This is a genomic window from uncultured Clostridium sp. (assembly GCF_947072515.1).
Classification (GTDB): domain Bacteria; phylum Bacillota; class Clostridia; order Clostridiales; family Clostridiaceae; genus Clostridium.
In genome coordinates, this window is record NZ_CAMTIG010000023.1 from 22,204 (window position 1) to 35,911 (window position 13,708).

At 28.5% G+C, this 13,708-nt stretch carries 13 protein-coding genes; 12 read left to right on the forward strand and 1 reads right to left on the reverse strand.

All coding sequences use genetic code 11. The features are described from left to right. Window positions 1-37: 37 nt before the first annotated feature. From ybeY to ppdK, 8 genes are all read left to right on the forward strand, one after another. Entirely contained in the window at window positions 38-538 is a 501-nt protein-coding gene (gene ybeY, locus Q0W06_RS10055) for an rRNA maturation RNase YbeY (RefSeq protein WP_297634663.1), read from the forward strand. A gap of 14 nt (window positions 539-552) precedes the next feature. Continuing rightward, window positions 553-1,251 (forward strand): diacylglycerol kinase, encoded by a 699-nt coding sequence (locus tag Q0W06_RS10060; protein WP_297634665.1) that lies wholly within the window; start codon window positions 553-555, stop codon window positions 1,249-1,251. A 109-nt stretch (window positions 1,252-1,360) separates the two neighbouring features. After that, complete coding sequence (locus Q0W06_RS10065) at window positions 1,361-1,756, forward strand: cytidine deaminase (protein ID WP_297634668.1); 396 nt, start codon at window positions 1,361-1,363, stop codon at window positions 1,754-1,756. 8 nt (window positions 1,757-1,764) lie between these two features. After that, window positions 1,765-2,655, forward strand: a complete 891-nt coding sequence (era, locus tag Q0W06_RS10070) for a GTPase Era (protein ID WP_297634670.1) — start codon at window positions 1,765-1,767, stop codon at window positions 2,653-2,655. A 13-nt stretch (window positions 2,656-2,668) separates the two neighbouring features. Next, window positions 2,669-3,409: a DNA repair protein RecO gene (recO, locus tag Q0W06_RS10075; protein WP_297634672.1), complete on the forward strand. Its 741-nt coding sequence runs from the start codon at window positions 2,669-2,671 to the stop codon at window positions 3,407-3,409. A gap of 5 nt (window positions 3,410-3,414) precedes the next feature. Then, window positions 3,415-4,083, forward strand: coding sequence for a DUF4342 domain-containing protein (locus tag Q0W06_RS10080; RefSeq protein WP_297634674.1), 669 nt, complete (start codon window positions 3,415-3,417; stop codon window positions 4,081-4,083). Between the two features lie 204 nt (window positions 4,084-4,287). After that, window positions 4,288-4,920: a helix-turn-helix transcriptional regulator gene (locus Q0W06_RS10085; protein ID WP_297634676.1), complete on the forward strand. Its 633-nt coding sequence runs from the start codon at window positions 4,288-4,290 to the stop codon at window positions 4,918-4,920. A gap of 71 nt (window positions 4,921-4,991) precedes the next feature. After that, window positions 4,992-7,619 (forward strand): pyruvate, phosphate dikinase, encoded by a 2,628-nt coding sequence (ppdK, locus tag Q0W06_RS10090; RefSeq protein WP_297634679.1) that lies wholly within the window; start codon window positions 4,992-4,994, stop codon window positions 7,617-7,619. 39 nt (window positions 7,620-7,658) lie between these two features. On the opposite strand, the gene Q0W06_RS10095 is transcribed toward ppdK, so the two are convergent. Then, the gene (locus Q0W06_RS10095) at window positions 7,659-8,720 is read right to left on the reverse strand and encodes a CotS family spore coat protein (protein ID WP_297634681.1); all 1,062 of its coding nucleotides are present in this window, start codon (window positions 8,718-8,720) and stop codon (window positions 7,659-7,661) included. Between the two features lie 449 nt (window positions 8,721-9,169). Between Q0W06_RS10095 and dnaG the strand changes: the two genes are divergently transcribed. From dnaG to Q0W06_RS10115, 4 genes are all read left to right on the forward strand, one after another. Beyond that, a complete protein-coding gene (dnaG, locus tag Q0W06_RS10100) occupies window positions 9,170-10,945 on the forward strand; it encodes a DNA primase (RefSeq protein ID WP_297634684.1) in 1,776 nt (591 codons plus the stop codon). A gap of 30 nt (window positions 10,946-10,975) precedes the next feature. Continuing rightward, a complete protein-coding gene (gene rpoD / locus Q0W06_RS10105) occupies window positions 10,976-12,094 on the forward strand; it encodes an RNA polymerase sigma factor RpoD (protein ID WP_297634687.1) in 1,119 nt (372 codons plus the stop codon). Window positions 12,095-12,175: 81 nt separating this feature from the next. After that, window positions 12,176-12,868, forward strand: a complete 693-nt coding sequence (locus tag Q0W06_RS10110) for a class I SAM-dependent methyltransferase (RefSeq protein WP_297634690.1) — start codon at window positions 12,176-12,178, stop codon at window positions 12,866-12,868. Between the two features lie 17 nt (window positions 12,869-12,885). Next, complete coding sequence (locus Q0W06_RS10115) at window positions 12,886-13,671, forward strand: Nif3-like dinuclear metal center hexameric protein (RefSeq protein WP_297634782.1); 786 nt, start codon at window positions 12,886-12,888, stop codon at window positions 13,669-13,671. The last annotated feature ends 37 nt before the right edge of the window (window positions 13,672-13,708 follow it).

Below are 13,708 nucleotides of genomic sequence, written 5' to 3' on the forward strand. Positions count from 1 at the left end.
AAAACTTCCCTTTTTATATATAATAAAAGGAGAAAATATGATTTATTTAGATAATAGACAGAATAAAATAGAAGTAGATGAAAAATTTATAAAGGAAATGGAGGAAGTAATTTTATTTGCATTAAAAGAAGAAGAAGTATTAAAAGATTGTGAAATATCTTTAGTACTAGTAGATAATAATGAAATAAAAGATATAAATAGAGAAACAAGAGGAATTGATAAAATAACAGATGTACTTTCTTTTCCAATGTTAGATTATGAAAAAGGAAAAGTTTTTAAAGATATTTATAAAAATTTTGAGTTTGATGAGGTCTATTTAGACGGGGAAGATCTAGTTTTAGGAGATATAGTTCTTTGCTTAGAAAGAGCATTAGAACAATCAAAAGAATATAACCATTCATTTGAAAGAGAAAGCTTTTACCTTATAGTTCATTCTATATTACATCTATTAGGGTATGATCATATGGAAGAGGAAGAAAAGAAAATTATGAGAAAAAGAGAAGAAGAGATTTTAGAAAAATTAGATATAAGAAGATAGAGGGTGGGTTAGACATGAAATTAAAGAAAGTAGTTGATAGTTTTAATTATGCAATAGATGGAATTATATATGCAGTGAGAACACAAAGGAATATGAGAATTCATATGATAGCAACTTTATTTGTTTTGATTTTATGTCTCTTCTTTGATGTATCAAAGATAGAAATATTAATTTTAGCAATAACAATTGTAATGGTTATTGGTGCAGAACTTTTTAATACTGCTATAGAGGCAGTTATTGATATGAATACAAACTATTATCATCCCTTAGCTAAAATAGCTAAAAATGTGGCTGCTGGAGCAGTTGTAATAACAGCTTTAAATGCTCTTTTAGTTGGATATATAATATTTTGGGATAAGTTAAGCCATTTATCATATGTAGTATTAAATAAAATAAAGCAATCAGAACCACATACAATTTTTATACTTTTAGCTATAGTTAGTGTATCAACTATAATAGCAAAAGCTATATTTGGAGAAGGAACACCTTTAAAAGGTGGAATGCCTAGTGGCCATAGTGCATTAGCTTTTTCAATAGCAACAGCAATTTCATTTATTACAGAAGAACCAATTTGTATAATGTTAAGCTTTTTAATGGCTATAATTACTGCGCAAAGTAGAGTGGATGCAGAAGTGCATTCATTATTTGAAGTTATAGTAGGAGCTTTATTTGGAATGTTAATAACGATATTTATATTTACAATACTAAGATAAAACTAAATAAGATATTTATTAAGTATTGTTTAATTTTATATAAATGATATAATATTATGCACAATAGACTAAATAGTTTATACTAAAAGGAATAGGGGAGGGTTTAAAAATGAAAGAAAAATTAATAAAAGAAGCTATAAAAGCTAGGGAAAATGCATATTGTCCTTACTCAAACTTTAAAGTAGGAGCAGCTGTGTTATTTGAAGATGGAGAAATATACACAGGATGTAATATAGAAAATGCTTCCTATGGAGGAACTATGTGTGCTGAAAGAACTGCAATATTTAATGCAGTATCTAAAGGTAATAGAATTTTAAAGGCTATTGCATTAATAGGAGATGTTAATTCATACACGTATCCTTGTGGTATGTGCAGACAGGTAATAAGTGAATTTGCAGAAGATGAAAATATAGAAATATATATAATAAAAAACGAAAAAGATTATCTTACAAAAACTTTTGGGGAGTTAATGCCAGGAAGTTTTACAAGAAAGGATCTTAACTAGGAGGAAATATGTTTAAATCAGGATTTGTATCAATAGTTGGAAGACCAAATGTTGGGAAGTCAACACTTATGAACTATATAATGGGAGAAAAATTATCAATAGTATCAAATAAACCTCAAACTACAAGAAATAATATACAAACAATAAAGACTACAGATGACTATCAAATGGTGTTCGTAGATACACCAGGGATTCATAAGCCAAAACATAAATTAGGAGAATATATGGTAAATGCGGCAAAGGATTCAACTAAGGATGTAGACTTAATTCTTTTCTTAACTAACCCAGATGGGGAACTAGGAAAGGGAGATAATTTTATTTTAGAAAACTTAAAAGGAAAAAAATGTCCAGTATTTTTAGTTTTAAATAAAATTGATGAGTTTACACAAGAAAAAGTAGCTGAAACTTTAAAAAAATATTCTGAAGCTTTTGATTTTGCAGAAATTATACCGATTTCAGCAGCAAAAGGAAAGAATGTAGATAAACTTTTAGAGTTAATGGCTGATAAATTACCAGAAGGACCTAAATATTATCCAGAAGATATGATAACTGATGTACAAGAAAGATTTGTTGTAGCAGAAATCATAAGAGAAAAGGCATTAAGATGTTTAAGAGATGAAATTCCACATGGAATAGCAATAGATATAATAAGAATGAAAAAAAATGAAAAAGGAATATATCATATTGAAGCTGATATAATATGTGAAAAAGATTCACATAAAGGAATAATAATAGGTAAAAATGGTGTGGTTTTAAAGAAAATTGGTGAAACATCAAGATATGAAATAGAAAGATTTTTAAATGCAAAAGTTATGCTTAAGCTTTGGGTGAAAGTAAGAAAAGAGTGGAGAGATAACAACAATTTATTAAAAGAACTAGGTTATAAAAAGGTGAAATAATAGGTGTACTCTAATGTCTCTAGTTAAAACAGGTGGAGTAATTATAAAAGCTATTGACTACAAAGAGCATGATAAGCTTATTTGGATATATACAGAAGAATTTGGAAAAATAACAGCTATAGCAAAGGGCGCAAAGAAAAGTAAAAGTAAATTATTTTCTGTGACCTCGCCTCTTTGCTATAGTGATTATATGTTATTTAAAGGGAAAAATCTCTTTAACTTGCAAGAAGGAAGAATAATAAATTCCTTTAAAGGATTAATGAATAATCTAGATAAACTTACATATGCATCTTATCTTTGTGAATTAGTAGACATAGCTTTAGAAGAGGGAGACTCTAATAAAAATTTGTATATAGAATTTGTAAAAACACTATATCTTTTAGATACAGATGCCATCGATTACGAATTATTAGTAAGGTCATTTGAACTTAAGATTCTTAAAGCAACTGGATATGGAATAAATTTAGAACAATGTAGTATATGCAGGAAAAAAATAAGAACTTCAAATTATATTAATATGAATATATATAGTGGAATCTGTAATGAATGTGATAAAAGAGGTAGTATACCTATTTCAAAAGAAGCATTTGCTGCATTAAAATTTTTAAATAAAATTGATGCAAGTAGAATATATATGATGAAATTAACACCAGAAATAAAAAAAGAAATTGAAAAGATTAATTTGTACTTTATAGAAACAAGTTATTCAAGAAAACCAAAAAGTTTAGAAATGTTAAATTATATTAAGGAGTGATATTTATGAACGAAATTACATTAGAAAAAGTTGATCAAATAGTAACTAGAACTGGGGTAAGCTACGAAAGAGCTAAAGAAGTTTTAATGGAAGCTAATGGAGATGTTTTAGAAGGAATAATAATACTTGAAAAAGCTTCTGAAGCTGGATTTCAAAATAGTGTAGACGAAGAATACGTAAATGTAGAGACTACAGGATGTAAAATGAACTTTGTAACAGGATGCTCAGTAGAAGAATTTAAAGCATGGCTAAAAGAGGTTATAGAAAAAGGAAATGTTAGTAGAATAAAAATAAAAAAAGAGGATACAGTAATAGCAGACCTTCCTGTTAATGCTGGAATATCAGCTATGGTAATAGCTGTTGTATTACCTGCATTTTTAGCATTTGGAGTAATAGCAGCAGTAGCAACAAAAGTTACAATTGAAATTACTAAGGCTGATGGTAGTGTTGAAGTGGTTAATAAATATGTAAAAAAGGTTACTGATGATGTTCTAGAAAAAGCATCAACAGCTTTTTCAGGAGTAAAAGAAATAGCTAATCAAAAAGCTGGAAATGTAAAAGAAAAAATAAGTGACGTAAAAAATGATATGAAAAATAAATCGGAAAATAAGAGTAAAGTATATGGAGGAGATGATACTGTTTATACTTATACAGTTAAATTTGATGAAGAATAGAAAAGAAATAGAGTAAACAGAAGAAAAAAGTATTAATAGACAGATAATTTCTTTTAAAGGGTTTAAATGGCATAAAATGAAACAAAAAGGAAGAATTCAGATATAGAAAAAAATGGAAAAAATGGTATAATTAGAATGTAGAAAGTTCTAATTACTCTGAATTGTCTGAATATTTACTCTTATATTAAAGAAAGAGGGATAGATTTGAAGTTATCAGCAAGGCAAGAAGAAATTATAAGATTAGTAAAAGAAAAGCAGCCAATTACAAGTGAGGCGCTAGCTGAAAAATTAGGAGTTACTAGAGCAGCACTTAGAGCTGACTTAGCCATATTAACGATGATAGGAGCATTAGATGCTAGACCTAAGGTTGGTTATGTATATTCAGATAAGCCTAAAAGTAGCCTTGTAAATGAATATATAAACGAAATAAAAGTCGGAGAGATTATGTCAAAGCCATCTGTTGTAAGTGAAGAAACAACTGTATATGATGCAATTGTATATCTATTTTTAAATGATGTAGGAACATTATTTGTAGAAAATAATGGCTTTTTAACTGGAGCAGTTTCAAGAAAAGATTTCTTGAAAATTGCTATTGGCGGAACAGATATTCATAAAGTTCCTGTAGGAGTTATTATGACAAGAATGCCTAATATAGTTTGTGCATCAAAAGAAGATTCTGCATATGTTCTTGCAACTAAAATAATAGAACATGAAATAGATAGTATTCCTATAGTTGAGAAAATGATGGTAGAAGAAAAGGAACAATATAAAATCTTAGGAAAAGTTTCTAAAACTAATATTACAAAACTATTCGTTAAGCTTGGGAAAAATAATTAAAGGGTAGCTACGAGGGCATTTGCCCTCGATAGTATATATATAACTTAAGTATTGAACGGAGGAGTATTGAGATGGAGAAAAAGTACGTTTATCCTTTTAAAGAGGGTAATGCATCAATGAAAAATCTTTTAGGGGGGAAGGGCGCAAATCTTTCTGTTATGACACAGCTTGGAATTCCAGTGCCACAAGGGTTTACTGTTACTACAGAAGCATGTAATAAATATTATGAAGATGGAAAAACTATAGCATCTTCAATAATAGAAGAAATTGAAAATTGTATGAAAGAACTTGAAAAAGAAACAGGAAAAGAGTTTGGAAGTACAGAAAATCCATTACTTGTATCAGTAAGATCAGGAGCAAGGGTTTCTATGCCAGGTATGATGGATACAATATTAAATTTAGGATTAAATGATGAAGCTGTAGAAGCTATGGCAAGACTTACAAATAATCCAAGATTTGCATATGATTCTTATAGAAGATTTATTCAAATGTTTTCAGATGTTGTTATGGATGTTGAGAAAAGATTGTTTGAAGATAAAATTGATGGAATGAAGGAAAGTAAGGGCGTTAAAGATGATACAGATTTAACAGCTGAAGATTTAAAAGAGTTAGTAAAAGAATACAAAGAAATATATAGAAAAGAAAAAGGTGAAGAGTTCCCACAAGATCCAAGAGAACAGTTAGTAGAATCAATAACTGCTGTATTTAGATCATGGGATAATCCAAGAGCTATCGTTTATAGAAGATTAAATGATATCCCAGGTAAATGGGGAACTGCTGTAAACGTTCAACAAATGGTATTTGGAAATAAAGGAGAAACTTCAGGAACAGGAGTTGTATTCTCAAGAAACCCTGCAAATGGAGATAATGAAATTTATGGTGAATACTTAATGAATGCACAAGGTGAAGACGTTGTTGCAGGAATTAGAACGCCACTTCCAATATCAAAATTAGAAGAACAAAATCCAGAAATATACAAGCAATTTATAGACATAGTTAATACATTAGAAGATCATTATAGAGATATGCAAGATATGGAAATAACTATAGAAGATGGTAAGTTATATTTCTTACAAACAAGAAATGGTAAAAGAACGGCACCAGCAGCACTTAAAATTGCAGTTGATTTAGTTGAATCAAATATGTTAACTAAAGAAGAAGCGATTTTAAAAGTTGAGCCAAAACAATTAGATACATTACTACATCCAGCTTTTTATGATGTAGACTTAAAGAAAGCATCACCAATTGCAAAAGGACTTCCAGCATCACCAGGTGCAGCATGTGGTAAAATTGCATTTACAGCTGAGGAAGCTAAAGAAAGAGCTGCAAATGGAGAGCAAGTAGTACTTGCAAGACTTGAAACTTCACCGGAAGATATAGAAGGAATGATAGCAGCAGAAGGTATCTTAACAGTAAGAGGTGGAATGACTTCTCACGCAGCAGTTGTTGCTAGAGGAATGGGAACTTGTTGTGTTGCAGGATGTGGAGAAATAAAAATAAATGAAGATAAGAAAACTTTAGAAGTAAATGGTAAAGTTTATACTTCAGAAGACTATATTTCAATAGATGGAACAAGTGGAAATATCTATGGAGAAAAAATTAAAACAGTTACTCCAGAAATAACAGGACACTTTGCAACATTTATGTCATGGGTTGATGAAATAAGAAAATTAAAAGTTAGAACTAATGCAGATACTCCAAGAGATGCCAAACAAGCAGTAGAATTTGGAGCAGAAGGTATAGGTCTTTGCAGAACAGAACACATGTTCTTTGCTGAAGATAGAATTCTAGCTGTTAGAGAAATGATTATAGCTAAGACAGAAGAAGATAGAAGAAAAGCATTAGATAAAATATTACCAATGCAAAGAGCTGACTTTACGGCTATATATGAAGCATTAAAAGGAATGCCAGCTACAATAAGACTTCTAGATCCACCACTACACGAATTCTTACCTCATACTGAAGAGGATAAGACAGCACTTGCTAAAGAGTTAGGAGTAGATGTAGAAGAAATTACAAATGCAGTAGATGATAAACATGAATTTAACCCAATGATGGGACATAGAGGATGTAGACTTGCAGTAACTTATCCTGAAATTGCAGAGATGCAAACTAGAGCAATTATAGAAGCTGCTATAGCTGTTAAAGTAGAAAGAGGATATGATGTAGTTCCAGAAATAATGATTCCATTAATAGGAGATGTTAAAGAACTTAAATTTGTTAAAGATATCGTTGTTAAAACGGCTGAAACTGTAATGGCTGAAAAAGGAACTAAGCTTGAATATAAAGTAGGAACAATGATAGAAATTCCAAGAGCAGCACTAACAGCTGACGAAATAGCTAAAGAAGCAGAATTCTTCTCATTTGGAACTAATGATTTAACTCAAATGACATTTGGATTCTCAAGAGATGATGCAGCTAAATTCTTAACATCATACTATGAAAGTAAGATATATGAGCAAGACCCATTTGCAAAATTAGATAAAACAGGGGTAGGGCAATTAGTAAAAATGGCTGCTGAAAAAGGTAGAGAAACTAGAAAAGATATTAAACTTGGAATCTGTGGAGAGCATGGAGGAGATCCATCATCAGTTGAATTCTGTCATGATATAGGATTAGACTATGTTTCATGTTCACCATTTAGAGTACCACTTGCAAGACTTGCAGCAGCACAAGCACAAGTAAACAATAAAAGATAGTTATATAGAAAAAACTTCACCATTATAGGTGAAGTTTTTTTATAGTTTTAAATTATATTCGTTTTCAACTCTAGATTGTATTGTTCTAATAAAATCTATATGTGCAGAAATTTTATCACCAGATTTTAAGATTGTATCAAGAAAAAATTCTTCATTACATTTCTTTCTATTTTTAAAATAATCTTTGGAAATTTTCCAATATTTTTGAGGGAAAGAAATATAGGAAATCAAATATCTAAAATCATCTATAGTCATTTTATTGAAAGTATTGTATTCTCTAAAAAGTCTTAAAGTAAGTTCAACATTCCAAGCTGTTTTTTCACGACGAAGAAGGCGTCTTAAAAAATATCCAAAGTCATTCATAGAATATTCAAGTTTACATTTATCTAAATCGATTAGCCAAATATTATCCATTCTATCAAATATTAAATTCTTACTTACATAATCTCCATGACAAAGAGAACGAGATAAATTGTCATGATTTACACGACTGCTCAATTCAAGGGAAAATTTACTTATTTCTAAATACATATCAAAAAATTCTAAAAAAGTTTCAGAAAAAATATCATTACATTTTATAGCACAATTATAAGAAAGTAATATTTGATTAAAGTGTTTTAATGTCGTTATGTAAATATCAGTAAAACCTTCTCTTTTCTTACTTCCTTTTATTGGAATGAAATTTTTAGAACTTTTATGAACATAAGATAATTGTTTTACAGCAGCTATTATATGGTTTGTTTGATTAGAATTACATTTAGTTCCATCAATCCAAATGGTTAATATAAAAAGCATACCATCTAAACTAACATATTTATCACCTTCTAAAGTATTTAAAAGTTTTGGAGTATTTATATTATTTTTAAAAAGCCATTCTAAAGCAGAATAAACAAAAAGTAAGTTTTCTTCATTAAAATAGACTTTTTTTAGACAGTAAGAACGATTTTTATAGGTAATTTTATATACAACACGCTGTTTATCGGTATCTTTAGCTTTAATTACTTTTATAGTAGCATGCTCTAAACCATAATAGCTTAAAACTTTTTGACGAATAGTTTCTTCAGCGAAAATACTGGGAGTTTTAGAGGATAGCTTTTTCATTTATACATCTCCTAAATAATATTACTATTATAGTCTATGTAGTAAGAGTGAATAAGAGAATTAAAATTTTTAAATAATAAAAAAAATTATTTTGCAAATAATAAATACTAGTAATAATTAAAGATATTATGAGATAAATATAGAACAGAGGGAAAAAATAAACATTTAAAAATTTTAAGGTGAAAAATAACTATTTATTGGAGTTGACAAGGTGATAAAAGTAAAAGGAGTAAATTTTAGTAAATGTGAATAAAAAAGTTAAAATAAGGAAAGATAAATTTATATATAAAATTATCTATAAAAAAGAAGGATTTTTGCGAAGAAAGAAGAATAAGTAAATAAAGAGAAATATATTTGTGAAAAAAATAGAAATAAAGAAGGAAAAGAGAAAAAAATGTCGAATAATATATGAGTTGCAAAATAAATGTGCATGGAAAGGAGGATGCTCCTTGCGAATTTCAGAGGAAATTATTGAAAAGATAAAGAATGAAAATGATATTGTTGATGTTATTTCAGAAAGCGTAAAACTTAAGCGCTCTGGAAGAAACTATATGGGAATTTGTCCTTTTCATCATGAAAAGTCACCATCATTTAGTGTATCTCAAGATAAGCAAATATATAAATGTTTTGGGTGTGGAGAAGCAGGAAATGTATTGACTTTTGTAATGAAACAGAAGAATTTAAACTTTATTGAAGCATGTAAAATATTAGCTGAAAAAGCTAATATACCATTAAATACAGGGAAGAATGAAGATGATAAATTATTAAAAAAGAAAGAAGTTTTATATAAAGTCAATATAGAAGCAGCAAGATATTTCTTCTCTAATCTTCAAAATGAGAGAGAAAAAAAAGAATATTTCATAAGAAGAGGAATAAGTGAATTAACAATAAAAAGATTTGGACTTGGATATGCTAAAGAAGGGTGGCAAAACCTAAGGACATATTTAAATAAAAAGGGATTTAGCGATACCATACTATTAGAAGCTGGATTAGTGCTAAAAAGTGAAAAGAACGGAACTATCTATGATAGGTTTAGAAATAGAGTTATGTTTCCAGTATTCGATTTTAAAGGTAGAGTTATTGGATTTGGAGGTAGAGTTTTAGATGACTCAAAACCTAAATATCTTAATTCCCCAGAAACACTTATTTTCCAAAAAGGAACTAATTTATATGGTTTAAATTTTGCAATAAAAAATAATATAAAAGAGAGATACTTTATTATGGTAGAAGGATATATGGATTTAATAAGCTTAAATCAATATGGAATACATAATGTAGTAGCATCTTTAGGAACAGCATTAACTGTTAAACAAGCAAGACTCTTAAAAAGATATGCAGATAAAGTTATTATTTCTTTTGATGCAGATATTGCAGGGCAAACAGCTACACTTAGAGGATTAGATATTCTAAAGGAAGCAGGATTTGATGTGAGAGTGCTCCAAATACCAGAAGGAAAAGACCCAGATGAATTCGTAAGAAATAATAGGGAAGATTCTTTTTTGAAATTAGTGGAGGATGCACAATCTTTAATTGGTTATAGATTAAAGAGAGCAAAAGAGGGAATTAATTTTAATGATCAACAATCTGTAGTTAAGTATGGAAATAGAGTTGCATCTATAATAAGTGATTTAAATCCAGTTGAAAAAGATATTTATATTAAAGGAATATCTGAAGAGACAGGAATTAAGGAACAATCTTTATACGATTTAATTCAAATGAAGAAAAATATGCAAAATGAAGGTAATATGTATAAAAATGGAGAAAATGGAACAAAATTATATGTGGAGCCTGCATATTTAAAAGCAGAAAGATCAATCATAAAGTTAATGCTAAATAAAGAGTTTTATGACCAAATCATATTACAAATAACAGAAGATGACTTTAATAAAGAAGAAAACAAAAAAATATTTAATTTAATAAAAAATGGCATGAATGAAGCTATTGATAATATGGAAACATATATAGAAACTCATTGTGATGATCCAAATTCATCTGGTGAGTGGGTAAATATAAAAGAATTTAAAATTTTAGAGGCTAATGATAAAAATAAACTTATAATAGATAATGTTCATCAAGTAAAACTATTTAAAGTAGAAGAAGAAATGAAAAATTTATTATTAGAAATGAAAACTTTAGAAAAAGAGGGTAAGCTTGATGAAACTATTAAGTTAGCTCCTAGAAGGATAGAACTTATGGGAAAGATGAAAGAATTGAAAATGAGGTAAAAATGGCATTAACGGAAGGAGGCAATAAACATGGTAGAAAAAACAAAAGTAAAAAAAGACGATAAAAAAGAAAAAAATAATAAAATGACGGTTGTCAAAAATTTGATAGATAAAGGTAAGAAAAATGGATCATTGTCTTATAAAGAGATAATGGAAGAAATTGATAATATAGAATTAAGTACAGAACAAATAGAAAAAATATATGAAGTCCTTGAATCAATGGGAATAGAAGTTACAGGTGAAAGAGCCACTACTAAGAAAGCTGAGGAAGAGGAAGAAGAGGAAGAAGAAGAATTAGATTTAAGTATACCAGAAGGAATTGCAATAGATGACCCTGTAAGAATGTATTTAAAAGAAATAGGGAAAGTTCCTTTATTATCTTCAGAAGAGGAAATTGATTTAGCAAGAAGAATAGAAGAAGGAAGCCAATATGCTAAGAAAAAATTAGCTGAAGCAAACCTTAGACTTGTAGTAAGTATTGCCAAAAGATATGTAGGAAGAGGAATGTTATTCCTAGACCTTATTCAAGAAGGAAATTTAGGGCTTATAAAAGCAGTTGAAAAATTTGATTATAGAAAAGGATATAAGTTTTCTACTTATGCTACTTGGTGGATAAGACAGGCGATAACAAGAGCTATTGCAGACCAAGCAAGAACGATAAGAATACCTGTACATATGGTAGAAACTATAAATAAACTTATAAGAGTTCAAAGACAATTACTTCAAGAGCTTGGAAGAGATCCATTCCCAGAAGAAATTTCAAAAGTAATGGATTTACCAGTTGAAAAAGTAAGAGAAATACAAAAAATAGCGCAAGAACCGGTTTCATTAGAAACACCAATTGGAGAAGAGGAAGATAGTCACTTAGGAGACTTTATTCCAGATGATGATGCACCAGCACCAGCAGAAGCAGCAGCATTTACAATGTTAAAAGAACAACTTATAAATGTGCTTGATACTTTAACTCCAAGAGAAGAAAAAGTTTTAAGATTAAGATTTGGTTTAGATGATGGAAGAGCTAGAACATTAGAAGAAGTTGGTAAAGAATTTAATGTTACTAGAGAAAGAATTAGACAGATAGAAGCTAAAGCTTTAAGAAAGCTTAGACATCCTTCTAGAAGTAAAAAACTTAAAGACTATCTAGACTAAAAAAAGCACCATAAGGTGCTTTTTTAGTTTTTAAATATGATATACAAAAAATAGAAATTAAGATGATGACAGGAGAAAAAAATGGAATTAAGTAGAAGATTAGAAATGATATTAGAAAATATTGATGAATGTAATTGTGTATTAGACGTTGGAACAGATCATGGATATATCCCAATAGAAGTAATAAAAAGAAAAATTTCTAAAAAGGCCATTGCTTCAGATATAAATAAAGATCCATTAGATAAGGCAAAACTTAACTCAATATTTGAAGGCGTAGATGAAGAGATTGAATTAAGATTAGGAAGTGGATTAGATACAATTAAAAAGAATGAAGTTGATTCAATTGTCATTGCTGGTATGGGGGGCAATTTAATTAAAGAAATTTTAGAAAATGGGAAAAATAAAATTAAAGAAGCAGCTTCTATAATTTTATTACCAGCACAAAATCCAGAAGTTTTAAGAGAATATCTTTACGCAAATGGATATGAAATAATAAAAGAAGATTTATGTGTAGATGAAGATATATACTATGAATTATTTAAAGTTAGAATAAATGAATCTTCAAAAACAGAATTAGAAAAAATATATTATGAAATAAGTCCAGTTTTATTAAGAGATAAAAATCCATTAATGAAAGAATTCATAGAAGAAAAAATAAACAAGTATACAAAAATATCAAATCTTATAGAAGATGATAGTGAAAATGCAATAAAAAGAAAAGAAGAACTTACTGATAAAGTAAATATCTTAGAAAATATGATGAAATACTGTTAAAAGGGGAGGGAAGTATGATGAAAAATATACAAAATATTATGGATTTAATGGAAGGATTTGCACCTATTAAATTAAAGGAAGACTTTGATAATGTTGGATTAATGGTAGGCGATGCAAATGAAGATGTAAGGAAGGTTTTATTAGCCTTAGATTGTACAGATGAGGTTATTGAAGAGGCGATAGTTAAGAAGTGTGAATTAATAATAACTCATCATCCATTAATTTTTAGAAAGCCAAACAGAATTATAGAGCAAGATTTATTAGGTAGTAAGATAATAAAATTAATAAAAAATAATATTGCTGTATATTCTAGTCATACAAACTTAGATTCAGTAGAAAATGGAATAAATGATACATTAGTAGAAATGCTAGGATTTAAAGATAGTAAGATAATAGATGAATATAAAGGTGAAGAAAATTGTGGAATAGGAAGAATAATTTCCTTAGATACTGAAATAGATTCAAGAGAATTAATTAAAGATTTAAAAAATATTTTAAAGAATGATTATATTCGTGGGCACATTGGTAAGGAAAAAATAAAAACTATTGCCATAATAAATGGTAGTGGAACAAGTTATTTTGAAGAGGCTTATAAATTAGGAGCTGATTGTATAATAACAGGAGATACATCATATCACTATATATCAGACTATAAAGAACTAGGTGTAACTATTTTAGATGCAGATCATTTTAATACAGAATGGCTTGTATTCTTAGAAGTAATGAAAAAAATTACAAAAGAATTTAATGATGTAGAATTTATAGAATCAGAAAAGACAGAAAATCCATATGAAATTTTTTAGAATTGAAAATAAAATATAAATATAAACATATAATAAG

Excerpts from the sequence above, each read along its gene's own strand:
- ybeY (WP_297634663.1), top strand. The coding sequence starts at position 38 with ATGATTTATTTAGATAATAGACAGAATAAAATAGAAGTAGATGAAAAA.
- Q0W06_RS10060 (WP_297634665.1), top strand. The coding sequence starts at position 553 with ATGAAATTAAAGAAAGTAGTTGATAGTTTTAATTATGCAATAGATGGA.
- Q0W06_RS10065 (WP_297634668.1), top strand. The coding sequence starts at position 1,361 with ATGAAAGAAAAATTAATAAAAGAAGCTATAAAAGCTAGGGAAAATGCA.
- era (WP_297634670.1), top strand. The coding sequence starts at position 1,765 with ATGTTTAAATCAGGATTTGTATCAATAGTTGGAAGACCAAATGTTGGG.
- recO (WP_297634672.1), top strand. The coding sequence starts at position 2,669 with ATGTCTCTAGTTAAAACAGGTGGAGTAATTATAAAAGCTATTGACTAC.
- Q0W06_RS10080 (WP_297634674.1), top strand. The coding sequence starts at position 3,415 with ATGAACGAAATTACATTAGAAAAAGTTGATCAAATAGTAACTAGAACT.
- ppdK (WP_297634679.1), top strand. The coding sequence starts at position 4,992 with ATGGAGAAAAAGTACGTTTATCCTTTTAAAGAGGGTAATGCATCAATG.
- Q0W06_RS10095 (WP_297634681.1), bottom strand. The coding sequence starts at position 8,720 with ATGAAAAAGCTATCCTCTAAAACTCCCAGTATTTTCGCTGAAGAAACT.
- rpoD (WP_297634687.1), top strand. The coding sequence starts at position 10,976 with ATGGTAGAAAAAACAAAAGTAAAAAAAGACGATAAAAAAGAAAAAAAT.
- Q0W06_RS10110 (WP_297634690.1), top strand. The coding sequence starts at position 12,176 with ATGGAATTAAGTAGAAGATTAGAAATGATATTAGAAAATATTGATGAA.
- Q0W06_RS10115 (WP_297634782.1), top strand. The coding sequence starts at position 12,886 with ATGAAAAATATACAAAATATTATGGATTTAATGGAAGGATTTGCACCT.